The sequence below is a fragment of the Bacillus sp. GW821-FHT11D08 genome (assembly GCF_058808515.1).
In genome coordinates, this window is the sequence record NZ_JBXARS010000001.1 from 176,126 (window position 1) to 201,664 (window position 25,539).

Consider the following 25,539-nt stretch of genomic DNA (forward strand, 5'->3'; position numbering starts at 1 on the left):
TCTCTCCTTTTACTTCATCCTTTCACGTTTTACCGGAAGTCTAAACATCGGCCGGTTATTTTTGTGTTTGAAGTTTCAATGGAGCGGAAATGGTTTTTTTGACTTTTTCTCCTTTGAGCACCTGCTCCGCCGCTTCGGCCGCCAGTTTTCCGATCAGCTCCGGCTGCTGGGCGACCGTGGCTGTCAGCTTTCCGTTTTTAATGGAAGAAATCGCATCTTTATTTCCGTCGAAACCGACGACCAGAATGTGTTTGCCTGAGCTGTTAATCGCTTCGAGCGCGCCGAGTGCCATTTCATCATTATGGGCGAACACGGCTTTAATATCCGGATGTCCCTGCAGCAGGTTTTCCATGACGGTCAATCCTTTTGTACGGTCAAAATCCGCCGCTTGCTTTGTTACGACATCCAGCTTTTTGTCGGCAATATGATGAAAGCCCGTTCCGCGTTCCCGTGTCGCGGATGCGCCCGGCACCCCTTGCAATTCCGCCACTTTGGCGCCTTTTCCGAGCTGATCGGCGAGGTAGTCAGCCGCCATTTCTCCTCCTTTGACATTGTCAGAGGCGACAAGCGTTTCGACTTTGCCGTGTTCGGCTGAACGATCAAGCGCAATGACGGGAATGCCGAGGGAATTTGCCGATTCGACGGCTGTTGAAATCGCTGATGAATCGGTCGGGTTGATCAGCAGCGCATCGACTCCCTGCTGGATCAAATCTTCTACGTCATTTGACTGTTTAGATGAATCATTTTGAGCATCGACAATAATGACCTGCATGCCCCGTTTTTTGGCTTCCTTTACAACGCCTTCTTTTAATGAAACGAAGAACGGATTGTTCAATGTGGAGACGGAGAGCCCGATAGTGAATTCTTTTTTATGTTTTGTGTTTGACGGTTTTGCCCATTGTGGCGGTTCAAGTGAACAGGCGGACAGCAAAAACAGTGATAATGCCGCGATCGTGATGATGGCTTTCTTCATAATGGTCCTCCTACTATGCCGATTTTTTGCGGTCCAGCAGCACCGCGATTAAAATGACGATTCCTTTGACGACGAGCTGATAAAAAGATGATACGCCGAGAAGGTTCAAGCCGTTGTTCAGCGTACCGATAATCAAAACCCCGATCAGTGTACCGATGATGCGCCCTCGACCGCCGGACAGGCTCGTTCCGCCGAGAACGACCGCTGCGATGGCGTCCAGCTCGTATGATTCCCCGGCCGTCGGCTGTGCGGAATTTAAGCGTGATGTCAGAATCGCTCCCGCCAGCGCCGATAATAAACCTGTCAGAGAATAGATCATGATCTTGATGCGGGGCACTTTGATTCCCGATATCAGCGCCGCTTTCTCATTGCCGCCGATGGCGTATGTCCGGCGGCCGAACGGTGTTTTGTGCAGAAGAACCCACAGGGTTGCAAATGCAATCAGCATCGTAATGGCAGGTACGGGAATGCCGAGAAAATAACCGCGCCCGAATAATTGAAATGCGTAACTTGAACCGAGTCCCGTAATCGGATTTCCGTCCGTATAGACGAGGGTCAGTCCGCGAAAGACGGTCATTGTCGCCAAAGTGGCGATGAACGGCGCCATTTTTCCTTTTGTGATTAATAATCCGTTTATCATGCCGAGTACGGCGCCGATTACGCAGCCGATGATGACGGCTAAGATCGGATCGATGCCTGAGACCATCATACCTGCGACCAATGCGCTCGATAAGGCGAGGATGGCTCCGACAGAGAGATCAATGCCTCCCGTTAAAATGACAAACGTCATTCCGAATGCAATCAGAGCGTTAATCGCAACCTGCCGAAGAAGGTTGAGAATATTGAGGGGTTCAAGAAAACTCGGGTTTAAAACGGAAACGATCAGCACAAGAATCAGTAAGCCGAGAAACGGACCGAGTTTTTGTGTGAAGGTGTGAATGGAAAATCGCTTTTGTTCAGTTGATGTCATTGGTTCAGTTTTCATACTGCTGCCCTCCCGTGGCAAGTGTCATGATGTGTTCTTGTGTTGCGCCGGCCGCATTGATTTCTCCGCTGATGCGCCCTTCGTGGACGACGATGATTCTGTCACTCATGCCGAGAACTTCCGGCAGCTCGGAAGACACCATGATGATGGCGACTCCGCGATCGGTCAGTTCATTCATTAATGAATAGATTTCCCTTTTCGCGCCTACGTCGACGCCTCTTGTCGGTTCATCAAGGATGAGAACTTTCGGGCCGATTCCGATCCATTTGGCGATGACGACTTTTTGCTGATTTCCTCCTGATAAATGCCGGGCGGCGGTTTCCGGAGATGCGGTCTTAATGGTCAGACGCTTGATGAGCAGCTCAACGAACTCCGCCTCGCGTTTTCGGTCAATGATGCCTTTCGGAGAGAAGCTGGTCAGGTTCGGCAATGAGATATTTTCACGAATGGACGTATCCAGCAGCAGCCCTTCATCTTTGCGGTTCTCCGTAATCAGGCCGAGTCCCTTACGGATGGCATCGTACGGACCCCGAATGCCGGTTTTTCGGCCGGAAATCCAGATCTCTCCGGAATCGAGCCTGTCAATTCCGAACAGCGCCCTCATGATTTCTGTCCGTCCGGCACCCATTAAGCCGGAAACGCCGAGGATTTCTCCGGCGCTCACATGGAAACTGATCTGTGAAAAGCTTCCTTTTTTTGAGGCGTTTTTCACTTCGAGCACCTTATCGCCGAGTGACGGCGTGCGAGTCGGATACCGATCGGTCAGCTCCCGCCCGACCATTTTTTTGACCACTTCATCAAAATTAGTGTCTTTAATATGCGCCGTATCGACAGTGAGGCCGTCCCGCATAATGGTGATCCGGTCGCAAATCGAAAATATCTCTTCCATTCGGTGCGAAATATAGACGATGGATACGCCGTCCCGCTTTAACGCCGTCATCACGTCAAATAGTTTGCTGATTTCCCGTTCGGTCAGCGCCGCGGTCGGTTCGTCCATAATAATGACTTCGGCGTTTGTCATCAGCGCTTTGGCAATCTCAATCATCTGCTGCTGTCCGACGGAACATTGTCCGGCTTCCCGGTCAAGAGGAAGAGAGACTCCCAGTTTTTCAAGCTGTGATTTTGCTAGCGCTTTCATTTTCTTCGTTTCCAAAACGCCGAACGCCGTCGTCAGCTCTTTGCCGATAAAAAGGTTTTCAAGCACCGTCATGTCCGGCCATATATTCAGTTCCTGATGGATAAAGGCAATTCCGTGCTTTTCGGCTTCCTTTGGATTGGAGAAGCTCATATTTGTTCCGTTTATCGTAATGTTTCCCTTGTCGAGCCGGTAGAGCCCGGTGAGCAGATTCATTAACGTCGATTTGCCCGCTCCGTTTTCTCCCATTAAAGCGTGGATTTCTCCCGGCAGAAGCTCAAATGAGACGCCGGAGAGCACTTGGTTTTTGCCGAATGCTTTATGAATGTCTGTCATGCCGATGTGCATGTGGATCCCTTCTTTCTAGAAAATCACACCCGCCTGCAGGATGCAGTTGGCGTATGGTGTCATTTCACCCGTTCGGATGACGGCTTTTGCTTTCTGTGTGAGCCGTTTGAATTCCTCATGGGACATGTACTCGATCGTCTGCGCTGAGAAATGGCTTTCTATGAAACTTGCATTCTCAGGATTTGCGTCTTTGATCTCGGAAGCGGCGATCACCTTTTCGACTGCCATCTCCCCGGCTACCAGGCTGGTCACGTCCCGAAAGGCGGGAACGCCCGCCGTTAAGGACAAATCAATTTTAGGGACGCCGTCAGGGACGGGGAGACCCGCATCGGCGATTGCGATGAGGTCTGTATGCCCGAGATCAGCTAATACTTTGGCAATGTGGCTGTTTAACATTCCGTGTTTTTTCATGACAGCAGCTCCTCAACTTCTTTTCTGGCCGGCATGCCGCCTTGGGCGCCGAAGTGCTGCACGGACAGGGAGGCGGCGCGGTTGGCAAACAGGAGCGCTTGCTCAATGTCCCGTCCTTCCGCGAGTGCGACGGCAAGTGCCGCATTAAAGGTATCGCCGGCTCCCGTCGTGTCGACCGCTTCTGCAGGGAAGGCGGGAACAAGCCGTTCCGCGGTGCCGTCTGAGTAGCGCACGCCTTGTTTTCCTTCGGTAATGAACAGTTTGCCGGGATAGCCGGCGAGTGCTTCTTCTTTCGTCCGGTCAGGAAATAAAATGGATGCTTCATGTTCGTTCGGCGTAAGATATGCGGCATCCTCAATCGTCGATTGTTTCAGCGGCCGGGCCGGCGCGGGATTCAGGATAACCGGAATTTGCTGCGCGCGGCAGTAGCTGCACACTTCTTCAACGGTTTCTTCAGGAATCTCCTGCTGGATCAGCACGATATCAATGCCGGGAAGTTTTGCCAGCGCACTTTTGGCATAATCGGGGGAGATGTCATCGTTTGCGCCTTTTACGACGACGATGCTGTTGTCTCCTTCTGCGAGCACAATATGAGCCGTTCCGCTTTTTTTATGTGTAACCGTTTCCATATAGTCCGTATTGACACCGTTTGCCTTCAGGTTTTCAATAATCGCTTTTCCGTAGCTGTCATTGCCTGCTTTTCCTACCATATATACGTTTGCGCCCAGGCGGGAAGCGGCTACGGCCTGATTTGCGCCTTTTCCTCCGGGCACGGTTTGAAAGTCTGTGCCCAGTACGGTTTCTCCGGCTTTCGGACGCCGTTCGGATGTGACGACCAGATCCATAGAACAGCTTCCGATAACACAAATTTCACTCATGGTGATCATCCTTTCTCGTCGTTTGTCTTCGTATGTAAGTCACGGGCAGTTGAATGGCCGTCTCTTTCGGCGGCTCTTTCTTTATCAATTGCAGCAGCAGGTTTGCCGCTTGTTTTCCCATCTCATATGCAGGCTGGCGGATGGTTGAAAGCGGCGGAAACAAAAGCCTGCTTTGCGGAATATCGTCGTATCCGATAATCTGAATCTCCTCCGGAACTTTTTTGCCGAGCCGCAGCGCCTCATGGAGGACGGCAGCCGCCGCAATATCGTTGCTGGCAATGACTCCGTCGGTTTCCGGGTATACTGCAAACAATTCTTCTGCTAAAACGGCAGCATCCTTGATGGAAAATGAAGCGGCGGAGATGACATTGAACTGAACGCCCGCTTTTTGCAGCACGTTAAGTGCGCCGTTAAAACGTTCCTGAGCGGTCGGAAGGTGGGCTGGGCCTTTGACAAGCGTGATGCTTGTGCTTTTGCCGCGAAGCATTTCCTCAGCCGCCCGTTTTCCGCCTGCCCGCCCGTCACTGAATACGGATGGGGCGCCTTCTTTTGTCCGGTCCAGAAATACGACCGGGTAAAGGCTGCCGCTGTATTCGGGAAGGTCGGGGTAATGGGTGGCCGCCAAAATACCGGCAACTTGATTTTGTTTAAATGTTTGCAGGTAGTCGAGTTCTTTTTCCAATTCTTCATCGCTGTTGCCGATGATCAGCCGGTATCCTTCCCGCTGCAACTCGTCTTCAGCGCCGCGGGCAAGCTGAGGGAAAAAGGGATTCGTAATATCCGGAAGCAAGAGCCCGACCAGTCTGGATTCTCTTTTATAAAGAGAGCGGGCAACTTCATTCGGATAATAATTCAGCTTCTCCATGGCAAGCATGACCTTCGTTCGTGTATCTTCATGCACGTAGCCGTTGTCATTGAGGACACGTGAAACCGTGGCAACAGAGACGCCGGCAGCGCCTGCGACATCTTTAATCGTTGCCAACAAACACTCCTCCTTCAACTATGTAACCGTTTACATAAAAAGAGTAACACGAATCATTTCGGTTGGCAACAAAAAAAGAGACCGGGGTCTCTTTTAGTTCACGATGCCGATTTGTGAGATATTCACTTTGATATCAGGGACGATCTCGATGGAAGGATAGACCTCACGCCAATTGAGCCGCTTGCCCCGCTCATAATAATGGGTTTGATATTTCCGGCCGATGCCGAGGATATCCGAGTTGTGCTCCTGAATATGGCTGATCACCGATCTGGCCTGGCTGTTCAAATTTGCTGAGGCTTGTTTGTTCATTTGGTCGATTGCCGTATAAGAATTCAGCTTGTCCTTTGGATATTCCAAGACGCGTGCATTCAGTTTTAAACGGATTTTCACTTTTATATGCTGCGGATCTGTATCTATAAATACAATCTTTCGCGTGGCATCCGTGATGCCGAGAGAAAGATAATTTTCAATATCCATTTTGTATTTGTCCCACAGCTTCAGATTAATATTAGCCGATTTATTAAATTGCCCGCTTAAAAGGGTCAGGAGGGTCGAATCCTGACCGAGCACCTCAGTCACTTTCCGCTGGCCGCTGAACAGGGCAGAACCCTCTACCTTTATCGTCTGTCCGTTAATCGATAAATAAGGAAGGGCGAAATCCTTATCAGCCGTCAGCATGCTTGAACGGATGGATTGCAAATTTTCCATGCTGATATTTGATTCCGCATTAGCGCTTGTTAATAAATTCGTTAAATACTTGCTGACGATCAATTTCTGCCGGACGATCAGCTTCAGCACTTCAATCGCCTCGCCGTCTTTTACAACCGCCGGATGAGCGAGAAGCGGGCTTTTCGGATCTCTGTAAAAGACATCGAGATAAGGAAAAAGCGGTTTTTCCGCCATTTTCTCACCGATTAACAAGACTCTTTGCTTGGACGTGTCAATGCGCTGATCGACAAGCTTATCCAATTGAAACCGCGCTTCACGGATGGTGTGCCCGGAAGCGCTGAGCACCGTCGTAATGAATGAGCCGCCCGTTTCCTGTTCCGCCTGGGAGGACTGAACCTTCCGATAGGTGATGGCGATTTTATTTTTACCGTCTTGATCAACATCAAGGCTTGCGGTCAGCACGAGAGAAATATCTTTCAGCAAATTTTGATCCCAGCAGCCCGCAAGTGTCAGACTTGCGCACATGAGACTGATAAGAACCGCTTTTTTAATGCGCATGGCGGACACCCTTTTTGCGTACAAGGACAATCAATACCATAAACAGCGGAAACAAATACACAAACACAATATCGGAAATGCGGAAAAACTGATCCAGCTGCTGTATCGTTTTATCTGTGCTTGTGGCCCAAATAGACAGAAGGAAGACGAGCAGGGCCAGCGGATAAACAAACCGGCTGTGATCTTTTTGATTGAACAGCTTGGCAATGCCGGTGCTTGCCAAGTAAAACACGTTGGCCAGCGTTGAAAAGACGGTCACGAACCAAAACGTCAAAAAGAGCAGATCCGTCCGTTCGATAATTCTGAATGAAACGGTTTTTAACAGGTACAGCACAGGCTCCGGGATCATTTTTATTTCTTCGGGGCTGATTGTGACAAAGCAAGTAAGGGTGATATACAGGTAATAAAGGATAATCAAGATGTTTGAAATCGTCAGTATTTTGTAGCGCTGGCTGACGGTGCAGTTGATTAGGGGCCCGATCACGAGCGCCGCCTGAAAGCCGGTAATGCTGACAAGTGTTTGCTGCACCCCGGTAAGCATGTCTTTTGCGGTTCCGTGAAAAATCGGCATAATGTATGTGATATCGGCTTTTCCCAGCGTGTATAAAAGCGGCAGAGAGATCAGCAGCAAAAACGGCGTTAAAATAAAGCTGAACCTGGCGATCGCATTCAGCGGAGCCTGGGCGATATAGACAGAACCGAGGATCAGCATTAAGCTGATCACCCAATTCGGAGTCTGAGGGAGCACCCAGATATCCAATATCCGTGTAAATACAGAAAGAATGAGCGTGCAGAGAAACGCGAAATATAAAATATACAGCACCTGCACCCCTTTACCGGCAAGTGTTCCGAACACCTCCTCCAGCATTTCGTACAGGTTCAGCTTCGGAAACCGGTGAAATAATATCATATACAGGCTGAATGTAAGCTGGACGAGCAATCCGGTAAGCAGAATGGAAATCCATCCGCTGCTTCCCGATTTCATCATCAGTAAATGGGGCAGCGCCAAAATGCCGATGCTGATCTGCGTCTGATTAATGAAAAACACGCCTTGAAGCCGGCTGATTTTTTTAGGCTTCATCTTTTCTCCACCCCCGAACATGTTTCATCTGCTTTGAGTCTTGCGGTCTCAAATAAAAAGGCCTTCTTTTAATAAACCAAGCCGGCAGCCGGATAAATGCATCCTTCAAGTCACTGAAATGAAACGGCGTCAACGATGATAAATAAGGAACGCCGAGTGATTCAAGCTTGCACAGGTTCATCAGAATAAGCCCGAAGCCGAGTGCGATGCCGATAAAACCGAACGAGGATGCCAGAAACATAAGCGGAAATCTGAGCGTTCGGATGGACGTGCTCATTTCATATGAAGGAAGCACAAAAGAAGAAACAGCCGTAACGGCTACGACGATAATCATCATATTAGAAATGAGTCCCGCCTGAACGACTGCGTCACCGATCACGAGACCGCCGACAATGCCGATCGTCTGACTGATCGGTCTCGGCAGCCTGATACCGGCTTCGCGGATCAGTTCAATCGTAATTTCCATAATCATGGCTTCTATCAGCGGGGGAAAGGGAATATCAACAATCGAATTTTTCATGGTGATAATCAGATCGTTGGGAATGACTTCAAAATGAAACGCAATCAGCGCGATATAAAAAGCGGGCAGCGTAATCGCGATCATAAAGGCGAAAAATCTCAGCACTCTTAAAAAACTGGCGGAAATCCATCTCGTGCTGTAGTCGTCCGGAGATTGAAAAAAGGAAAAGAATGTGATCGGCGCAATCAAAGCCGACGGACTCCCGTCCATCATGATCAGTACACAGCCTTCCATCACGCATGCTTTTGCTTTATCCGGCCGTTCCGTATGAATGATCTGCGGAAAAATGGAAAACGAATTATCTTCTATTGATTCCTCGATAATCCCGGGCGCAAGCACGCTGTCTATACGCAAGTATGACAGGCGCCGCTTCACTTCCTCGACAATCTCCGGATTGGCGATATTCTCAACAAAGATAACCGCAACCTTTGATTTGGCTCTTTCCCCGATATCCATATAATGAACGGAGAGATGGCGGTCCTGTATGTGAAACCGCAGCTGATGAATGTTCGTTTCCAAACTTTCCACAAACCCGTCATGGGCGCCGCGGACGATACTTTCAGATTCGGGTTCCATAATGGAACGCAGCGGATTCTGCCCGACAGAAAACAGCTTCGCTTTCCTTGATGCATCGCTGAGAAAAACAACCTGGCCGGCCAAAATCCCGTCAATGAGTTTTCTGGTTTCATCCGTTTCCGCACTGCTGACGGCATTCATCGTTTCCTCAAGCGGGCCGTTCTGCAGGGTGTCGCTTAACAGAAACTCATTCAGCTTCTGTTCTTCTATCATTTGTTCAATATAAAAGAAAGCGGTATGACGGTCCTGCAGTTTGATCCTTCGTATTTTAAAATCACCGCAAACACACATCAGCTCCTGCATTTCCCGTACAGCCGATTCAAAATCGCCGGGAATCCGTTTGTTTTGTTTATCCGCAGACATCAGACCGCCTCCTTCCCCGGTTATCTGTAGTTTTCAGCGGGTATTCCTTTTTTATGCATTTTATAAAATAGAGGAGTTCCTCGATGTTTTACCAAGAACTTCACAATTATGGATGAATATTTCTTGAACGAATATAAAGATTTATTAAAATTATTTCAAAAGAGTGATAAACGTCCTGTAAATGGTTTAAAAGGAGAAAGGCTTTCCGCATATAAAATGTGTATTTCTTGTAAACACTCCGGACCCGTCTTTTTCTGTCATGTACCAGTCATTCCGCTAGTTATTTTGGAATGGGACTGAAAGCAGGATACGGGGGAAAAATGAATGACTTTAAGACCTTATCCTTAACAAAACAGGCAGTCTGCACACAGCGGACAGAGAGTCCCGAAACGTATGCGCAGTGCGAAAAACGCTGATACAAACGGGCTGGAAAAGATGGATTATCATTACATCTTTTTCTTCCGGAACGCGAATAGTTCCATTGGTCCAAATGAATTTCTGTGTGAAAATGTAAACGCATTCATTTTTCTTTTGAAAAATTGAAGTAAGGTTGAAGTCCTGCCTATTCCCAAAAAAAGCAATTCGATAATAGGAAGAATAGCGTCACTAATAGAGAAGTTTGGCTCAGTGAAAGCGGGAAGATTATGTTACATAATGCCGATTGAGAATTCATAGTGAAGCTATATACTGATGAATGAATTTATCAATACAGAAGGAGATGTCAAAAATCAATGTGGTTACTCATTATAGCCTGTGCTGCCGTACTAATCATCGGAATCATTGAAAAAAGGCGGCATCAGAAGAATATCGATGCTCTGCCAGTACGCGTCAATATTAATGGTATCCGCGGAAAGTCAACCGTAACGAGGCTGACGACCGGAATACTGATGGAGGCGGGCTACAAAACAGTCGGAAAAACGACGGGAACAGATGCAAGGATGATCTATTGGGATACACCTGAGGAGAAACCGATCAAACGGAAACCGCAGGGTCCGAATATCGGCGAGCAAAAAGAAGTAATGAAGGAAACCGTAGAACGGGGCGCCAATGCCATTGTCAGTGAATGTATGGCGGTAAACCCGGATTATCAGATTATCTTTCAGGAAGAACTCCTTCAAGCCAACATCGGCGTCATCGTGAATGTGCTTGAAGACCATATGGACGTCATGGGGCCGACGCTTGATGAAATCGCTGAAGCATTTACCGCGACGATACCGTATAACGGTCACCTTGTCATTACAGACAGTGAATACACAGACTTCTTTAAAGAAAAAGCCGCAGAGCGGAATACCGAGGTCATTATTGCGGATAACTCTAAAATTACAGATGAATACCTTCGAAAATTTGAATATATGGTCTTTCCTGATAACGCTTCCCTTGCGCTCGGCGTTGCCCAGGCTCTTGGGATAGATGAAGAAACGGCGTTTAAAGGAATGCTGAATGCGCCGCCTGATCCTGGCGCCATGAGAATCCTGCCGCTGCTCAGCACGAAGGAGCCCGGTCATTTCGTAAACGGCTTTGCCGCAAATGATGCATCTTCTACTTTAAATATATGGAAACGTGTAAAGGAAATCGGCTACCCGACAGATGAACCGATCGTTATCATGAACTGCCGCGCCGACCGTGTGGACAGAACGATTCAGTTCGCAAACGACGTGCTTCCGTACATTAAAACGAAGGAACTCATACTCATCGGCGAGACGACAGAACCGATCGTCAGAGCTTATGAAGAAGGCAAGATTCCTGCCGATACATTGCACGATCTGGAATATAAATCAACAGACGAAATCATGGACGTGCTGAAAACAAGAATGCAAAACCGTGTCATATATGGCGTGGGCAATATCCACGGTTCAGCGGAACCATTAATTGAAAAAATTCAAGAGTATAAGGTGAAACAGCTCGTTAGCTAGGAGGAAAAGGATAAATGTTCGGATCAGATTTATACATCTCACTTATTTTAGGCGTGTTAATCAGTTTAATTTTCGCGGAAAAAACAGGTATCGTACCTGCCGGTTTAGTCGTGCCGGGTTATTTAGGGCTCGTTTTTAACCAGCCGGTCTTTATTTTACTCGTATTGTTAGTGAGTCTTCTTACATACGTGATCGTCAAATACGGTTTATCCAGATTTATGATTTTGTACGGACGCAGAAAATTCGCAGCTATGCTGATAACGGGAATCTGCTTAAAAATCGCCCTTGATTTCCTTTACCCGATCGTACCGTTTGAGATATCAGAATTCCGAGGAATCGGTATCATCGTACCGGGTCTGATCGCCAATACCATTCAGAAACAGGGATTAACGATTACATTTGCCAGCACGCTGTTCTTAAGCGGCGCAACTTTTGCCATTATGTTTGCTTACTACTTAATCTAATGTAAGGTGTGTCAAACGATGAAAAAACAATTAAGCTTTCAAGAAAAACTGCTGAAGCTGACCAAACAGCAGAAAAAGAAGACCAATCTTCACGTTTTTATCGCGCTGCCGATCGTCTTTTGCCTGATGTTCGTCTGCATCCTGACAGGGAAGGCGGAAACGCCGAGTGTGAAAAGAAATGCCGATGACCTTGTATCAGCCTCATTCGTCGGAGATATTATGATGGGCCGGAATGTCGAGAAAGTGACAAAGCATAAAGGCACGGAGAGTGTCTTCCGTTACGCAAAGCCATTCTTCGAAGCATCCGACTATGTGTCGGGGAACTTTGAAAACCCGGTTACATATAAAAAGAACTACAAAGAAGCAGAAAAAAATATCCACCTTCAGTCAAACAAAGATGCCGTAAAAGTATTGAAGGACATGAATTTCACCGTTCTCACGGCAGCCAACAACCATGCGATGGATTACGGCCCTCAAGGAATGCGGGATACGGTTGAAGAGTTTTCAAAGCAAAATCTTGAACTTGTCGGCGCGGGCCTCACGCTGAAGGAAGCCGAGCAGAACATTTCTTATCAAGATGTAAACGGAATCAAAATCGCAACACTGGGTTTCACTGATGTTTCCGGAAAAGGCTTTGCAGCTAAACGAAATGCGCCGGGTGTGCTTCCGGCCGATCCAGAGCTGTTTATTCCGATGATTTCTAAAGCCAAAAAGAAAGCCGATCTTGTCATTGTTCAAACACACTGGGGACAGGAATACGATAATGATCCGAATGACAGACAGCGCCAATTGGCAAGAGCAATGTCAGATGCCGGAGCGGATATTATCGTCGGACACCATCCGCACGTGCTAGAACCGATCGAAATGTACCACGGCACTGTTATTTTCTACAGCCTGGGCAACTTCGTATTCGACCAGGGGTGGACAAGAACGAGAGACACGGCGCTTGTTCAATATCATCTGCAGAAAAACGGCACGGGACGCTTTGAAGTCACGCCGATGAATATTCATGAAGCAACACCTGCACCGGTTAAAAAAGGCAGCATCAATCATAAAACGATCGTACGTGAACTGACGAAAGAATCGAATTTCGATTGGAGCGTCAAGGATGGAAAATTAACGTTTGATGTGGATCACAGCGATATCTTAAAAAAGAAAGCGGAGTGAAAAACAAATGAAAATCATTAAAGCGGGATGGCCGTTTGCCGCGATCATTATGGTATTTATGTTTATGTCAGCGTTTAAATACAATGATCAGCTCACAGATCAGGAAAAACAAAAAATTGACACGGAAATGCAAAAGATTCAGCAAGAGGACACAGCGGGCGCAAAATAAGCGCATGATTCCGCTTGCCGGCATATTGTTTGTTCCGATTCCAGTAAAGAATGCCCATATCGGGCATTCTTTTTTTGTGTGCTCTCCTAAACATTTGTTAAAAGTTACCGATGTAAAAACTACTAAAAATGAGGAGAGTGAATAGAAAACATGCTCACAAGCTGGAGGAAGTACATCCTTGCCGGCCTTATGATTTGTCTTGTGGCACCCGCAGTAACGAGAACGGAAATTGCTGAAGCGGATTCTCAAGTTTCTGTCCTGATGGTTTCAGACGCGCAAAAACTTGTCGGAAATAAATATGTTTACGGAGGCGAAGAGCCTGAGGACGGTTTTGATCCGTCCGGATTGATTCATTATCTTTTCAGCAGACAGAACATCCATCTGCCGAGAACGGTCAGTGATCAATGGAAGGTTGGAACCGCCGTCAAAGAAAATGACCTTTTACCGGGAGATCTTGTGTTTTTCAAAAAGTCAGATTCAACACAAAACGCACCCGTCCATGACGGTCTTTATATCGGAAACGGAGAGATGATACACAGTTCTCCGTCAGAAGGCGTAACCGTCACACGGTTTCAAAAAAGCAGTTATTGGATGAATTTATATCTTGGCGCAAAGCGGATTACAAAAGATCCGGAACTGGCTGATGACCCGATCGTTCAGGAGGCAGCCCGTTACCTCGACATTCCGTATGTATTCGGCGGAAGCACGCCTGAGGAGGGATTCGACTGTTCGGGGCTGGTCCAATATGTTTTTGAAAACAAGCTTCACATTTACCTGCCTAGATCAGCGGAACAGCAGTGGCTGGTCGGTGAGAAAATTAAACTGAGCGGCATAAAGCCCGGGGACGTGATTTATTTCAGCGACACGTATAAAAAAGGAATTTCCCATGCGGGCATTTATGCGGGAGAGGGAAGGTTCATCCAAGCAAGCCGCTCCGAAAAAGTCACCATTTCTTACTTGTCGGAAGATTACTGGAAAAAACATTTTACAGGTGTGCGCCGATTCAGCAATTTAGCCATTTCTAAAGAAAATCCCGTTGTGTCCACAGCGGCCGATCATATCGGAATTTCTTATCTGAAAGGCGGCGTTTCACCGGAAACCGGCTTTGATACGGCGGGATTTGTTCAATACATCTATCAAAAAGCGAAAGGAATCAGCCTGCCGCGTTATGCGGACAAGCAGATGCAGGCGGGCGTTCCGGTCGATAAACAAGATCTGAAGCCCGGCGATCTGGTCTTCTTTAAAGCGGAAAGCCTGAATCCGGCCATTTATATCGGGAGCGGACAAGTGATTCATGTCACCGTGTCCGCAGGCGTTACCATAACAAATATGAACACAAGCGCTTATTGGAAGGACAAATATGCGGGCGGCATCCGGCTTCCGTAAAAATAGACGTCAGAGAGTGTCTCTGACGTCTTTTTCTTTTACCGTTTCGGCGCTCTGTATCCGGCTGCTACCGCATCCTCTACGGAACAGAACATTTCCGCGGGATCTGTCGTCCGGTCGTAGTATGTACTTCCCGGCGTGTGATAAATGCCGTTCCGGCTGCCTTTAATGTCGCATCCCTGTGAGGTGTCGGCTGCTTTCGTTTCGGCATGTCCGCCGGAGGAAGGGGCGTTGTTTTGCGCCGTTTCCGCGTTTTCGGATGTTTTTGTTTCTGCTTTCTGCCGCTTTAAAGTTTTATTTTCTGACTGAAGCGTTTCCGCGGTCTTTTCGAGCTTCTTTTGTGAATTTTTTAATTTCTCATTGTCTTGTTTGAGTGATTTGTTTGTTTTTTTCAGCTCACTTATCTCTTGGCTGAGTTTGCTGAGTTTTTCTTCATTGCCGGCTTCGGCTTCGGATTTCTCCTTTTCGGCCGCGGCACTGATGCTTTCATATTTTTTCTCAAGCGCCTGGTGTTCCTTCGTCAATTTTTGATAAGCGGTATCAAGGGTGCTGTATTTCTCCTCTGCCTTCACGGCCGAGGCGTCCGGCTCTGCGAGGGAGGCGCCGGTCAGAAGCAGGATAAATCCGCCGATGAGAAGGGGCCAAAACAGCTTTTTTGAAAAACGTTTTTCTTTTTTGGCAGCTTTGCATATGAGGTGGAATATTCCGTATCCGACTGCGCAGAGAAAAGCTAAACATCCTATAATAGCGATTGCATTCGACATCATGAAACTCCTTTTTTCTTTATCTTACAATTTATTTTCATTTTTGGGAATTTCTTTTTTGGAAAACGTGAAAAGCCAGGCCGTGAAAGACCTGGCTTTTTCCTTTTATTGATCGTTGTCGAGAAGCCGGTTGATGAAATATGCGACGCCGTTTTCATCGTTGCTTTTTGTAATATACGTGCTTTTTTCCTTCAGTTCATCAATCGCATTGCCCATGGCGATGCGGTTTCCCGCCGCTTCAAACATGGAGAAATCATTCGGGCTGTCGCCGATGGCGTAAATATCCTGTTTTTCAATTCCGTACAGTGAGGCAAGCTCCGTCAGAGCACGTCCCTTTCCGGAACCGGCAGGGAGGATTTCGATAATGTGTTTTCCGGAAGATGTCTGGGATAATTTCGGATGATGTGTAATTTCTTCTTTGGCGTTTCTCAGTTTTTCCATATCAAAAGAGAAACAAAGAAGCTTGTAAACATGTTCGTCTCCGTTAAAAATCGCCTGTATATCCTGTACGGGTTTAATGCCGAATTGTTTGAACTGCGTCTTTGCGCCCTCCCATAATGTCTGAATATCTTCCTTGGGATTGGCGCTTTTCAGAATATCCAGTTCTGCCTGCAGTTTGGACTCGCCGTCAAATGGGGACAGCAGATGATCATCTGTATAGACCTCAAAGTAAATGTCTTTGTCCGTTAAATAAGCGGCGATATCCTTCCCGGCCTGCTGATCCATTAAGAGCCGGCTGACGGAGCGGTATCCTTTGTCATGGACTGTCCCGCCGTTTGCCGCAATGATCGGAATATCTAAATCCTTCAAGAGCGCTTTTACATCAAACGTGGCTCTGCCCGTGCAGATGGCCACGAGAATGCCCGCTTCATCCGCTCTTTGTAAAGCCGCTCTGTTTTCCGGAGAAATCACACTGTCCGAGTTCAGTAATGTGCCGTCTAAGTCAATGGCTATCAATTTCATATGTATGGATGCCCTCCTTAAAAATAAAGCTGCTTCATGTAGTATGTTCAGCTTTGTGCGAAATCAGCAGAAAGCCTTCAGTTAAAAGGCTATACCTTCATGTCCTTTTTTTCAACAGAAAAACGGCGGGGTTTCTAAAACCCCGCCGTGACGTCTTACGCGTCTAAATCATTTTTTAATTTTGTTTTTACTTCTTGAAGGTTTTCCTCATTCAGCTTGAAGTAATAAATATTTTTGCCGTACTGAGGAGTGTAAATATAGCTGTCTGAACCTGTCAGCTGCAAAGAATCCACCGATTTCAGCGATGTGATAAACGGAAACAGACCGATGGCGTCATTAAGAGATAAGTTCATTTTTAAGTTTTTCCCTAAGCTGTCGACGATATCGTCATAAGATGGGATCGAGCTTAACGATTTAGATTTTTTAATAATGGCGCTCAGCACTTCCATCTGTCTTTGTCCGCGCATCAGATCGGTGTCCGCTTTGCGTGTTCTTACATAAGCCAGTGCCTGCTCACCGTCAAGCGTCTGGACGCCCGGCTTCAGCACGACTTTTCCTTTTGTATCGACTTTAATACGATCGGCAATTTTCTGGCTTTTCACATTTACCGTAACGCCGTTCAACTCATTGACGACATCGCGGAACGCGTCGAAGTTGCTCTCAACCACATAATCTACCGGAATATCAAGCATGTTTTCTACTGTTTTATAAGTTAAATTATAACCGCCGTAAGCATGTGCGTGCGCGAATTTATCATAGCCGTGTCCCGGGATGTTGACATAGGAATCCCGCGGAATGCTGAGCATCGTCGCTGTTTTCTTTTTCCGGTTGAAGGTGACGAGCACGTTGGCGTCACTTCTTGCGTCATCTACTGATTCGCCCTTATTGTCACGGGCGTCTATTCCTAAAAGCAATACGGTGAAAGAATCCTTCTTCGGGTCAAATTCTTTGATCCGTTTTACGGACTGGTCGCCGCGGTCAAGGCTGACGTGCGCTTCTTTGGTCGCATTATTCAATTTCACAAATGCGTAGGTGCCGACGGAACCGGCGATCACCAATAAGAAAGCGGCGAATACCAGTACAAATTTCACCCATTTTCTGAGGCGTCTTTTCTTTTTTCTGCGTTGAGATCGTTCTTCCATATCATTACCTCTCGTTTCTATTCTTTGTGAAGCGTACCATAATTGTTGACTTGGAGCAACTCTGCAAATGAGAAAATTCCAAATCTTTCTCTCTATTTCGACAACATCTACTGTTATTTTTGCATCAGGTTCACATTATATTGGACGGCAGGAAGCGGGAAATGTTTCGTCGCTTTGTAAAAAATAATTAGTAAAATAATGGATATTAACGGTGCGGAAGGTTTGAAACGGACGGAAACAGGCAAAAGAAGCAGTAGAACAATTCCGCGCGGATACAGCGTTGGATGAAGGGAGTCTATAACATGAAAAGCATACACTCGAATAAATGGCTCTATTTTTTCGGCGCACTCGGCGGCGCGTTATACGGATATGATACCGGAGTCATTTCCGGAGCTATTTTATTTATGAAAAAAGAACTGGGACTGAACGCCTTTACAGAAGGCCTCGTCGTCAGTTCGTTATTGGCGGGGGCGATTCTCGGATCGGGATTCGCCGGCAAACTGACCGACCGGTTCGGCAGGCGGAAGGCCATCATGGGAGCGGCGCTGCTGTTTTGTATAGGCGGTTTAGGAGTCGCTTTTGCCCCGAATACAGAGGTGATGGTTCTTTTCCGGATCATTCTCGGACTGGCTGTCGGAACATCTACAACGATCGTTCCGCTCTATTTATCGGAGCTGGCTCCGAAGCATAAACGAGGGGCGCTTTCTTCGCTGAATCAGCTGATGATTACGGTCGGAATCCTCGTTTCTTATATCGTGAACTATATATTTGCCGATGCAGGCGCTTGGCGCTGGATGCTTGGACTTGCGGTTGTGCCGTCAGTCATTCTGCTGATCGGAATCTTATTTATGCCGGAAAGCCCGCGCTGGCTGTTTACGATCGGCAAAGAAAAGAAAGCAAGAGAAATCCTTTCATCATTGCGGGGAACGAAGAATATTGATGATGAGATTGATCAGATGAAAGAAGCGGAAAAGGAAAACGAAGGCGGCTTGAAAGAATTGTTTGAGCCGTGGGTGAGACCCGCGCTGATTGCCGGCCTCGGACTTGCCTTTTTGCAGCAATTCATCGGGACAAATACAATTATTTATTACGCCCCTAAAACATTTACCAGTGTGGGGTTCGGCAATTCCGCGTCTATATTGGGAACGGTCGGAATCGGCGCCGTCAATGTCATCATGACGCTTGCGGCTATTAAAGTCATTGATAAAATTGGCCGGAAGCCGCTGCTGCTGGCCGGAAATGCGGGCATGGTCATCAGTCTGCTCGTATTGGCCGCGGTCAATCTTTTCTTTGAACATTCAGCAGCCGCATCATGGACAACGGTGATTTGTTTAGGCCTGTTTATCATTGTATTTGCGGTCAGCTGGGGGCCTGCTGTGTGGGTCATGCTTCCTGAATTATTCCCGCTGCATGTCCGGGGTATCGGGACGGGTGTCTCCACTTTAATGCTGCATGCCGGAACATTGATTGTCTCATTAACCTATCCGATGTTAATGGAAGCAGTCGGCATCAGCTATTTATTTCTCATTTATGCCGCGATCGGGATACTGGCATTCCTGTTCGTCCGGTTTAAAGTGACCGAGACGAAGGGGAAAAGCCTTGAAGAAATTGAGCAGGATCTGAAAAGCCGTAACGGAGGCTCGGGATCAGAATCAAATCGGCGGACAGTTCATCCGTAATATTCAGTTTTAGGGGGCGGTTATTCACCGGCCCCTAAAAACGGATGCCGTGCGGGCGCCCGGTCACATAAATGACGGGGATATGTCATACGTTGTATAAAGTCACGATAAAGGCGGGGATGCCGGTGAAAACGAGTATTATTATCCTTACATATAATGAACTTGAGCTGACGAAAAAATGTCTGGCCAGCATTGAACGATACACCGACAAAGATAAGATTGAACTGATTATAGTTGACAACGGTTCCTCAGACGGAACGAGAGAATACATATCAAATCTGCCTGACGTCAAAGTCATCCTAAATGAAAAAAACCTCGGGTTCGCCAAGGGGTGCAACCAGGGAATCGAAGCGGCAGGGGGAGAAAATCTGCTGTTTCTGAACAACGATACGATGGTCACGAAAAATTGGCTCACCTCCATGCTGAGGGTGCTGTATCAATCTGAAAAAACCGGTATGGTCGGGCCCGTCAGCAACTATGTCAGCGGCGCGCAAATGATCCACGACGCGTATCAATCGCTTGATGAGCTGGAGCCATTCGCGGAGGCATATTGCGCACGGGAAAAGCATCATACAAAGCGGGTGCTGCGCCTTGTCGGTTTCTGTCTTCTGGTGAAAAGAAGCGTCATTGAAGACATCGGCCCGTTCGATGAACAATTCGGATACGGTTCTTTTGAAGATGATGACCTATGTCTGCGCGCCCTGCAAAAAGGCTACAGCCTGCACATCGCCCTCGATGCCTTTGTGCATCACCACGGGCACGCGACGTTTACGGCTAATCAGGATATCAATATCAATCAGTTATATTCGGAGAACCGCCAGCGTTTTACGGAAAAATGGGGCACTGATTTTACGTACTTTACTCATCCGAGACCGGAAATTGCGGAGCTCGTTCCCCGGGAGGCGAAACGGATACTTGATGTCGGCTGCGGCGCGGGGGCTACGGGGCTGGAACTTCAAAACAGACAGCCTTGCGAACTGTACGGAATAGAACTGCACCCGCTGGCGGCGCAAGCGGCAAAAGGACACTATGAAGCGGTTCTGCAGGAAGATGTCGAAGAAGTGAAGCTGCCTTATCCGGAGGGTTTTTTTGATTGCATCATTTTCGCCGACATCCTTGAGCACTTAAAAGACCCGTGGCGCGTCATTGAAACGTACTCATCCTATTTGTCGCCTGCCGGATCAATCGTTTGCAGCATTCCGAATATTTCCCACGCCGAAGCGCTGTTTCCGCTTCTGCTCGGTGACTGGACATACAGAGACGCCGGCATTCTCGACCGCACCCACTTACGGTTTTTTACGCCGCAGACGGTGCGCACGCTCTTTCCGGAAGAGACATTTGCTGTGAAAAAGCAGTCCTATACGTATGTTCACGTGGATGAGCGGGTGCAGCTGTTTTTACAGGAAATCACACGAATGGCGCAATCGATGCAATTTCCGGTGATACAGCTGCCCGAACAAAGCCGGATTTATCAGATTCTCCTCCGTGTCGAAAAAACAGGCTGAAGGCTACCGTCCCATCGTTCCGAAGTTGGTAATCTGAATGGAAACATCATAGTCAAAGGCCGCTTCGGAGAAGGTCTCATCCCAATGATGCTTTACTTTCTTCCAATAGTCGGGATATTGAATGCGGACTCTGTCAGAAAAGAATACAGGGTCCGTTTCATATTGATTCTGCAGCTTATCGATGACTTCTTTCACATCGCTTTTCAGTTTTTTTTCGAAAATCTTTTCCAGCCCGTTTAAATAGTGCTGATCGAATGAATCTTCTCCGGCATATTGGTCCTCTGACAAAAGTCCTTTTGTTTTTACCGCTACATGAAATGACAGCTTCCCGTTTTTCAGCCTGGGAGTGATGGCGGATGTTGATTTTTTGATCTCGAAGGTAATCGGGTGCCCCCCTTTATCCAAAGCGGGCAGCACGCCGCCCCGTATCGTCCCCATCAGCCAATTCAGGCTCTGTATTTCGTATGATGACAGAAAGCCCGCCAATCTGTTTTGTTTTGCGTTTTTGATAATGGCCGCTCCGTCATACACCGTTTTTCCTTTTTGATTGCTGACGGCCTGAATGAGAAAACTGAGTTTATTATGGCAGTAAATCGAAGCTCTCCCGATTCGGAGCGGTTTTAAAATCTTCCCGTTGTAGCCGCCGTTGTTCGTAAGGTCGATCAGCTTTTCCGCGGCCATGGGCTGCTGCTGATTCGGCGTCGGCTCCGTCAGAATATCGGACGCTTTTCCTCTTGCCGCGAAGAGATAGCTGCTCCGCCGTAATTCATCATCGCGGATAAAATGATTCATCATCTGCAGTATATTTTGGTCGGCCAGCAATTTGTCGCTGAATATCAGCACTTTTAAGTGATCGCTGTAAACAGGCGGATCTTTTAAAGCGACTTCACTGACGGCTTCAAGAATGGTATCCCCCCGCGTCGTCACATTGACAAACACGGGCCGGCCGGAAGCCTGGCTGTTTTCGCTTTGGGGCAGCAGGTTTTGATAGGTTAATTTATATCGGCGGTCACTCGTCTCGTCTATCGCCAGCCCCCGGGCGAAAGACAGCTTTTCGACTTCCTTCGCGTCCCAGCATCCTGAAAGCGTCATCAGTATGAAAAGCGCCGCCGCCCATTTTATGAAAAGTGTCATGACGTCTTTTTCCTCCCGGCTATTTTTTTCATCCAGCTGACAAACCAGATGAGAAAAGGAATCATAATGACGGCAAAAAACGCATATCCGAGAATATTCGCGAATGCAAACACACTGTTGATATCATCGGGGTACATTGAAAGGCCGAATGTCACTGCCAATAAGCCTCCCAGCAGCCAGGCATTGTTTTTATTTTTCAGTTTGAAAATGGTGTTTAATCCGAGATGCGCTCCTTTAAAAGAACCGAGCATACAGGTGAACTGCTGGCATGTCCACGTAATTAAAAGAAAGATATCAAACCGCTCTATGAAAATGCCCCGGATTTCCAAGGCATGAATCAGGGAAATGGTCGGATACGTCACCGTTTTGGCTTCAGCGACCGACATACAGCCGATGACGACAAGCAGCGTAAAGCTGTAAAAAATGCTCGCGCCTGCGATGCCGAAGACAGCCGCCTTTTTCGCCTGCTTCGGGTTTTTCATAAACGGCACCAGATAAAGAATCACCTCAAGTCCCGAAAAATACAGAAGGGTCCGCGGAAACAGCTCAAAAAAGCTTTTGTAGCCTCCTTCCATGACCGGGCGGACGAAATCCAGCTTAAAAAGTCTCAAACTGAATATGAGCAGCGTAATCAGAATGACGATCGCAATCGGAAACAGATAGGCATAAAGCTTTGAAATGGGATAGACCCCGCCGGTCACATGGTAAATGCCGACCGCCAGAAAGATGAATATGACGACACCCATCGGCGTATTTTTCAGTAAAAAGTAATTGATGACTTCACCGAGAAAACGGGCTTGAAAACAGACGGTGACGACAAAATAACAGCTGATGAATAAATTCAGAAGAGAACCGATAGCGCGGCCCATGATGCTTTGATTCAGCTCATAAATGGTTTCCCCGCTGTTTTTCTGCAAAAACGGCATAAAGAGCAGGACGATGCCGATAAACACGACACTCTGCACAAGAATAATGATCCATCCGCTCGGACTGTCCGCTGTTGCGGCGGAGCGCGGCAGTGTTAACACGCCCGCTCCGATCATTGTTCCGCTTACCATGAGAAGTGTCTGCATAAACGACAGCTTGTCTTCCGGTTTTTTCATGGGGATCACCTTTGCTTGATTTTATCTTTCGTCTCTTTTCTGGTCGGCCGTTTTTTCAAAAGAGGCGTCGGCAGTCTGACGATCGTATCTTTTAAGTCTTGGCCAGGCTGCGCCATGATCGGAATAAGATAGTCCTGACCGAAGCTTTTCAGGCGCATCAGATGGCCGATGACAAGCAGATAGCACATGATCAGTCCGTATAAACCTAATATCGCCGACAGAATCATTGAAAAAATACGGATGAGCCTCAGCGGAAAATTGAACGCATAGGAGGGCGCCGTAAAAGAAGCCAACGCCGTAACGGATACGACAATGACCATCATCGCGCTGACAATATTCGCCTGAACGGCGGCCTGTCCGATCACCACGCCCCCGATCAGGCCGATCGTCTGTCCGATCGGCTTCGGCAGCCTGAGTCCGGCTTCTCTGATCATCTCGATCGTAAAAATCATGATGAACGCTTCAACAAAAGGAGGGAACGGGACATTCAATCTGCTTCCGGCAATCGTAACCGCCATTCTCGTCGGTAAGAGCCCCGTGTGAAACGTAACGAGCGATATGTAAAGGCCGGGTAAATAAATCGTGATTAAAATGCATGTATACCGAAGCAGCCTGAGAAAGGTAACCGGAACCCACCGCTGATTATAATCGTCAGGGGAGTGGATAAATTCATCAACGGTAGCCGGCACCAAAAGGGTAAAAGGCGTTCCATCTACAAGAATGGAAACCCTTCCTTCCAAAAGAGCGCCCATAACCCGGTCGGGCCGTTCGGTCGTCAAGACGGTCGGGAAAATAGAATACGTGTTATCTTCAATAAGCTGCTCGATCGCTCCTGATTCGGGAATGTCGTCAATGGTGATGGACTCCAGTCTTTTCATCACTTCTTTTACAACATCATCAGGGGCAATATCCCGAATGTAGGCAACGGCGATCCGCTTTTTTGTCCGTTCGCCGAGTGTGATCTCTTTGATCTGGAGGTTGGGATCACCGGACTGCTCGCGCAAAAGCGCCGTGTTCGTCCGAAGCTTTTCGACAAAACCTATCCTCGGCCCCCGTTCAAGCACTTCTGAAGACGGTTCTTCAATATCACGCATTTTAAATGTTTCCGTCTCAAACGAAAGAGCTTCCTCCCACCCCTCCGCCAGCAAAACCGATTTGCCGGAGAAAATGTCTGCCTCCGCGTCCTTAAGTGAAGAAAGCCGGGTATGACGATAGCCGAAAGAGATGGATGACGGCGGTGTTTCAGCCGGTTCCTCTTGATGCCGGGCGGCCGCCTGCACGGGTGAAATAATATATTCCGCAAGCAATTGATTGTCGGTCAGTCCGTCTATATAGATAAGACAGGCGTCACATTTGCCGTTTCCGTACGTAAACGAATAAAACATCATGTCATCGCTTTGGCCGAACCGTTTTTTCAGCACTTCAAGGTTTTTGCCGAGCTCCGCATGTATCGTCACAATGTTCCCCCCCTTTTTCCATCAGTTATTTTAATTTGCGACAAACAAGGCATTTTATTCTGGAATAGGAAATGACTGAGCATTCCGCCCCATCCGAATGGTATAATGAGCAGGTCAGCCATTTTATACATATTGTTTTTAACCGCGGCTCCCTCCGTGTTTTAAAAAAGACACAGGGGGAATGGGATATGAGCCGCTTTTTAAGGGGAGGGGAACGAACATGACGCAAGAGCCGATTTTTTTACAGCCTGTATGTAAAGAAAAACTATGGGGCGGCACGTTATTACGCGAACGATTCGGATATGACATACCTTCAGAAACAACCGGCGAATGCTGGGCGATATCAGCCCATCCGCACGGAATGAGCACGGTCAAAAGCGGTCCGTATCAAGGGAAAACCTTGATGGAACTGTGGGATCAGCATAGAGAATTATTCGGCGGAACGGAAGGGGACCGGTTTCCGCTGCTGACGAAAATACTGGACGTCAAACATCATCAGTCCGTTAAAGTCCATCCTGACGATTATGACGCCGAGGAGCATGGACAGGGTGAAACGGGGAAGTCTGAGTGCTGGTACATTATTGACTGTAAAGAAAATGCGGAAATCATATACGGTCACACGGCCCGTTCGAAAGCGGAACTTGTCACCATGATTAACAGCGGTGACTGGGAAGGCCTGCTGCGCCGTGTGAAAATCAAACCCGGCGATTTTTATTATGTGCCGAGCGGAACCATCCATGCCATTTGCGCGGGGGCGCTCGTGCTTGAAACACAGCAGAATTCAGAGGCCGCCTACCGGATATATGATTACGGGCGTACAGATCAAAACGGCCAGGCGCGTGAGCTGCATATCCGCGATGCCGTCAACGCCGCCACCGTTCCTCATGTGGACGGATTTTTAGATGAATCAACTGAAACGAGAAAAGGCGTCACCATCAAAACCTTTGTGCAGGGAGAATATTTTTCTGTATACAAATGGGATATCAGCGGGACGGCGGAAATGACCCAGGACGCTCCGTTTATGCTGTGCAGCGTCACAGAAGGAAGCGGCTCCATCATCTGTGAAGGCAAGTCCGCCAAGCTTGAAAAAGGCGCGCATTTCATACTGCCGGATCAGATGCCTGACTTTACGATAAACGGAGATTGCACGCTCATCGTTTCTCATATATAAAACCAAACTTAATCCCAGCTCTGGGATTAAGTTTTTTTTATTT

Annotated in this window: 23 protein-coding genes; 8 read left to right on the top strand and 15 right to left on the bottom strand. The window is 47.7% G+C overall.

What is annotated here, in order from left to right; translation table 11 throughout:
• Nucleotides 1–55: 55 nt before the first annotated feature.
• The 9 genes from rbsB to AC1RRX_RS01000 form a co-directional block, all read right to left on the bottom strand.
• Entirely contained in the window at nucleotides 56–973 is a 918-nt protein-coding gene (gene rbsB / locus AC1RRX_RS00960; protein WP_032869513.1) for a ribose ABC transporter substrate-binding protein RbsB, read from the bottom strand.
• A 13-nt stretch (nucleotides 974–986) separates the two neighbouring features.
• Nucleotides 987–1,958 carry a ribose ABC transporter permease RbsC gene (gene rbsC / locus AC1RRX_RS00965; protein ID WP_007407523.1) on the bottom strand — a complete coding sequence of 324 codons (972 nt, stop codon included), beginning with the start codon at nucleotides 1,956–1,958 and terminating at the stop codon, nucleotides 987–989.
• Entirely contained in the window at nucleotides 1,948–3,441 is a 1,494-nt protein-coding gene (locus AC1RRX_RS00970; RefSeq protein ID WP_032867461.1) for a sugar ABC transporter ATP-binding protein, read from the bottom strand. Before AC1RRX_RS00970 ends, rbsC begins: the two co-directional genes overlap by 11 nt.
• Nucleotides 3,442–3,456: 15 nt before the next feature.
• Nucleotides 3,457–3,852, bottom strand: coding sequence for a D-ribose pyranase (gene rbsD / locus AC1RRX_RS00975; RefSeq protein ID WP_007407521.1), 396 nt, complete (start codon nucleotides 3,850–3,852; stop codon nucleotides 3,457–3,459).
• The gene (gene rbsK / locus AC1RRX_RS00980; protein ID WP_007407520.1) at nucleotides 3,849–4,730 is read right to left on the bottom strand and encodes a ribokinase; all 882 of its coding nucleotides are present in this window, start codon (nucleotides 4,728–4,730) and stop codon (nucleotides 3,849–3,851) included. Before rbsK ends, rbsD begins: the two co-directional genes overlap by 4 nt.
• Nucleotides 4,723–5,712: a LacI family DNA-binding transcriptional regulator gene (locus tag AC1RRX_RS00985; protein ID WP_032867463.1), complete on the bottom strand. Its 990-nt coding sequence runs from the start codon at nucleotides 5,710–5,712 to the stop codon at nucleotides 4,723–4,725. The genes rbsK and AC1RRX_RS00985 overlap by 8 nt, the downstream gene beginning before the upstream one ends.
• A 93-nt stretch (nucleotides 5,713–5,805) precedes the next feature.
• Entirely contained in the window at nucleotides 5,806–6,939 is a 1,134-nt protein-coding gene (locus AC1RRX_RS00990) for a Ger(x)C family spore germination protein (RefSeq protein ID WP_144463865.1), read from the bottom strand.
• A complete protein-coding gene (locus AC1RRX_RS00995) occupies nucleotides 6,929–8,020 on the bottom strand; it encodes a GerAB/ArcD/ProY family transporter (protein ID WP_031379309.1) in 1,092 nt (363 codons plus the stop codon). The genes AC1RRX_RS00990 and AC1RRX_RS00995 overlap by 11 nt, the downstream gene beginning before the upstream one ends.
• Nucleotides 8,010–9,479 carry a spore germination protein gene (locus AC1RRX_RS01000; RefSeq protein ID WP_023357161.1) on the bottom strand — a complete coding sequence of 490 codons (1,470 nt, stop codon included), beginning with the start codon at nucleotides 9,477–9,479 and terminating at the stop codon, nucleotides 8,010–8,012. The genes AC1RRX_RS00995 and AC1RRX_RS01000 overlap by 11 nt, the downstream gene beginning before the upstream one ends.
• 731 nt (nucleotides 9,480–10,210) lie before the next feature.
• On the opposite strand from AC1RRX_RS01000, the gene pgsB reads away from it, so the two are divergent.
• The 5 genes from pgsB (at nucleotide 10,211) to AC1RRX_RS01025 (ending at nucleotide 14,578) form a co-directional block, all read left to right on the top strand.
• Nucleotides 10,211–11,392, top strand: coding sequence for a poly-gamma-glutamate synthase PgsB (pgsB, locus tag AC1RRX_RS01005; protein WP_003151337.1), 1,182 nt, complete (start codon nucleotides 10,211–10,213; stop codon nucleotides 11,390–11,392).
• 14 nt (nucleotides 11,393–11,406) lie between these two features.
• Entirely contained in the window at nucleotides 11,407–11,856 is a 450-nt protein-coding gene (gene pgsC / locus AC1RRX_RS01010; RefSeq protein ID WP_003151340.1) for a poly-gamma-glutamate biosynthesis protein PgsC, read from the top strand.
• Between the two features lie 18 nt (nucleotides 11,857–11,874).
• Nucleotides 11,875–13,023: a CapA family protein gene (locus tag AC1RRX_RS01015; protein ID WP_007614174.1), complete on the top strand. Its 1,149-nt coding sequence runs from the start codon at nucleotides 11,875–11,877 to the stop codon at nucleotides 13,021–13,023.
• Nucleotides 13,024–13,030: 7 nt separating this feature from the next.
• A complete protein-coding gene (gene edmS, locus AC1RRX_RS01020) occupies nucleotides 13,031–13,192 on the top strand; it encodes an extrachromosomal elements maintenance protein EdmS (protein ID WP_003151344.1) in 162 nt (53 codons plus the stop codon).
• A 150-nt stretch (nucleotides 13,193–13,342) separates the two neighbouring features.
• Nucleotides 13,343–14,578, top strand: coding sequence for a C40 family peptidase (locus AC1RRX_RS01025; protein ID WP_108725268.1), 1,236 nt, complete (start codon nucleotides 13,343–13,345; stop codon nucleotides 14,576–14,578).
• A 38-nt stretch (nucleotides 14,579–14,616) separates the two neighbouring features.
• On the opposite strand, the gene AC1RRX_RS01030 is transcribed toward AC1RRX_RS01025, so the two are convergent.
• From AC1RRX_RS01030 to AC1RRX_RS01040, 3 genes are all read right to left on the bottom strand, one after another.
• Entirely contained in the window at nucleotides 14,617–15,342 is a 726-nt protein-coding gene (locus AC1RRX_RS01030) for a sunset domain-containing protein (RefSeq protein ID WP_108725269.1), read from the bottom strand.
• A gap of 105 nt (nucleotides 15,343–15,447) precedes the next feature.
• Nucleotides 15,448–16,305, bottom strand: a complete 858-nt coding sequence (locus AC1RRX_RS01035) for a Cof-type HAD-IIB family hydrolase (protein WP_025285373.1) — start codon at nucleotides 16,303–16,305, stop codon at nucleotides 15,448–15,450.
• 155 nt (nucleotides 16,306–16,460) lie between these two features.
• The gene (locus tag AC1RRX_RS01040) at nucleotides 16,461–17,447 is read right to left on the bottom strand and encodes an LCP family protein (RefSeq protein WP_012118595.1); all 987 of its coding nucleotides are present in this window, start codon (nucleotides 17,445–17,447) and stop codon (nucleotides 16,461–16,463) included.
• A gap of 302 nt (nucleotides 17,448–17,749) precedes the next feature.
• Here AC1RRX_RS01040 and AC1RRX_RS01045 point away from each other — a divergent pair, with 302 nt between their 5' ends.
• On the top strand, nucleotides 17,750–19,126 hold the full coding sequence (locus tag AC1RRX_RS01045) for a sugar porter family MFS transporter (protein WP_032867483.1): 1,377 nt from the start codon (nucleotides 17,750–17,752) through the stop codon (nucleotides 19,124–19,126).
• A gap of 92 nt (nucleotides 19,127–19,218) precedes the next feature.
• Complete coding sequence (locus AC1RRX_RS01050; protein WP_007407508.1) at nucleotides 19,219–20,631, top strand: bifunctional glycosyltransferase family 2 protein/class I SAM-dependent methyltransferase; 1,413 nt, start codon at nucleotides 19,219–19,221, stop codon at nucleotides 20,629–20,631.
• A gap of 3 nt (nucleotides 20,632–20,634) precedes the next feature.
• Here AC1RRX_RS01050 and AC1RRX_RS01055 read toward each other — a convergent pair whose 3' ends face one another.
• Genes AC1RRX_RS01055 through gerBA form a run of 3 tightly spaced genes read right to left on the bottom strand, consistent with a single transcriptional unit; the run spans nucleotide 20,635 to nucleotide 24,325 of the window.
• Nucleotides 20,635–21,765, bottom strand: coding sequence for a Ger(x)C family spore germination protein (locus tag AC1RRX_RS01055; RefSeq protein ID WP_032867485.1), 1,131 nt, complete (start codon nucleotides 21,763–21,765; stop codon nucleotides 20,635–20,637).
• Nucleotides 21,762–22,868: a GerAB/ArcD/ProY family transporter gene (locus AC1RRX_RS01060; protein WP_015240707.1), complete on the bottom strand. Its 1,107-nt coding sequence runs from the start codon at nucleotides 22,866–22,868 to the stop codon at nucleotides 21,762–21,764. Before AC1RRX_RS01060 ends, AC1RRX_RS01055 begins: the two co-directional genes overlap by 4 nt.
• A gap of 5 nt (nucleotides 22,869–22,873) precedes the next feature.
• On the bottom strand, nucleotides 22,874–24,325 hold the full coding sequence (gerBA, locus tag AC1RRX_RS01065) for a spore germination protein GerBA (RefSeq protein WP_007407505.1): 1,452 nt from the start codon (nucleotides 24,323–24,325) through the stop codon (nucleotides 22,874–22,876).
• 220 nt (nucleotides 24,326–24,545) lie between these two features.
• Here gerBA and manA point away from each other — a divergent pair, with 220 nt between their 5' ends.
• A complete protein-coding gene (gene manA, locus AC1RRX_RS01070) occupies nucleotides 24,546–25,496 on the top strand; it encodes a mannose-6-phosphate isomerase, class I (protein WP_108725270.1) in 951 nt (316 codons plus the stop codon).
• The last annotated feature ends 43 nt before the right edge of the window (nucleotides 25,497–25,539 follow it).

What these genes read in the sequence shown, in the direction of transcription:
- rbsB (WP_032869513.1), bottom strand. Translation starts at nt 973, where the DNA reads ATGAAGAAAGCCATCATCACGATCGCGGCATTATCACTGTTTTTGCTG.
- rbsC (WP_007407523.1), bottom strand. Translation starts at nt 1,958, where the DNA reads ATGAAAACTGAACCAATGACATCAACTGAACAAAAGCGATTTTCCATT.
- AC1RRX_RS00970 (WP_032867461.1), bottom strand. Translation starts at nt 3,441, where the DNA reads ATGCACATCGGCATGACAGACATTCATAAAGCATTCGGCAAAAACCAA.
- rbsD (WP_007407521.1), bottom strand. Translation starts at nt 3,852, where the DNA reads ATGAAAAAACACGGAATGTTAAACAGCCACATTGCCAAAGTATTAGCT.
- rbsK (WP_007407520.1), bottom strand. Translation starts at nt 4,730, where the DNA reads ATGAGTGAAATTTGTGTTATCGGAAGCTGTTCTATGGATCTGGTCGTC.
- AC1RRX_RS00990 (WP_144463865.1), bottom strand. Translation starts at nt 6,939, where the DNA reads ATGCGCATTAAAAAAGCGGTTCTTATCAGTCTCATGTGCGCAAGTCTG.
- AC1RRX_RS00995 (WP_031379309.1), bottom strand. Translation starts at nt 8,020, where the DNA reads ATGAAGCCTAAAAAAATCAGCCGGCTTCAAGGCGTGTTTTTCATTAAT.
- AC1RRX_RS01000 (WP_023357161.1), bottom strand. Translation starts at nt 9,479, where the DNA reads ATGTCTGCGGATAAACAAAACAAACGGATTCCCGGCGATTTTGAATCG.
- pgsB (WP_003151337.1), top strand. Translation starts at nt 10,211, where the DNA reads ATGTGGTTACTCATTATAGCCTGTGCTGCCGTACTAATCATCGGAATC.
- pgsC (WP_003151340.1), top strand. Translation starts at nt 11,407, where the DNA reads ATGTTCGGATCAGATTTATACATCTCACTTATTTTAGGCGTGTTAATC.
- AC1RRX_RS01015 (WP_007614174.1), top strand. Translation starts at nt 11,875, where the DNA reads ATGAAAAAACAATTAAGCTTTCAAGAAAAACTGCTGAAGCTGACCAAA.
- edmS (WP_003151344.1), top strand. Translation starts at nt 13,031, where the DNA reads ATGAAAATCATTAAAGCGGGATGGCCGTTTGCCGCGATCATTATGGTA.
- AC1RRX_RS01025 (WP_108725268.1), top strand. Translation starts at nt 13,343, where the DNA reads ATGCTCACAAGCTGGAGGAAGTACATCCTTGCCGGCCTTATGATTTGT.
- AC1RRX_RS01030 (WP_108725269.1), bottom strand. Translation starts at nt 15,342, where the DNA reads ATGTCGAATGCAATCGCTATTATAGGATGTTTAGCTTTTCTCTGCGCA.
- AC1RRX_RS01035 (WP_025285373.1), bottom strand. Translation starts at nt 16,305, where the DNA reads ATGAAATTGATAGCCATTGACTTAGACGGCACATTACTGAACTCGGAC.
- AC1RRX_RS01040 (WP_012118595.1), bottom strand. Translation starts at nt 17,447, where the DNA reads ATGGAAGAACGATCTCAACGCAGAAAAAAGAAAAGACGCCTCAGAAAA.
- AC1RRX_RS01045 (WP_032867483.1), top strand. Translation starts at nt 17,750, where the DNA reads ATGAAAAGCATACACTCGAATAAATGGCTCTATTTTTTCGGCGCACTC.
- AC1RRX_RS01055 (WP_032867485.1), bottom strand. Translation starts at nt 21,765, where the DNA reads ATGACACTTTTCATAAAATGGGCGGCGGCGCTTTTCATACTGATGACG.
- AC1RRX_RS01060 (WP_015240707.1), bottom strand. Translation starts at nt 22,868, where the DNA reads ATGAAAAAACCGGAAGACAAGCTGTCGTTTATGCAGACACTTCTCATG.
- manA (WP_108725270.1), top strand. Translation starts at nt 24,546, where the DNA reads ATGACGCAAGAGCCGATTTTTTTACAGCCTGTATGTAAAGAAAAACTA.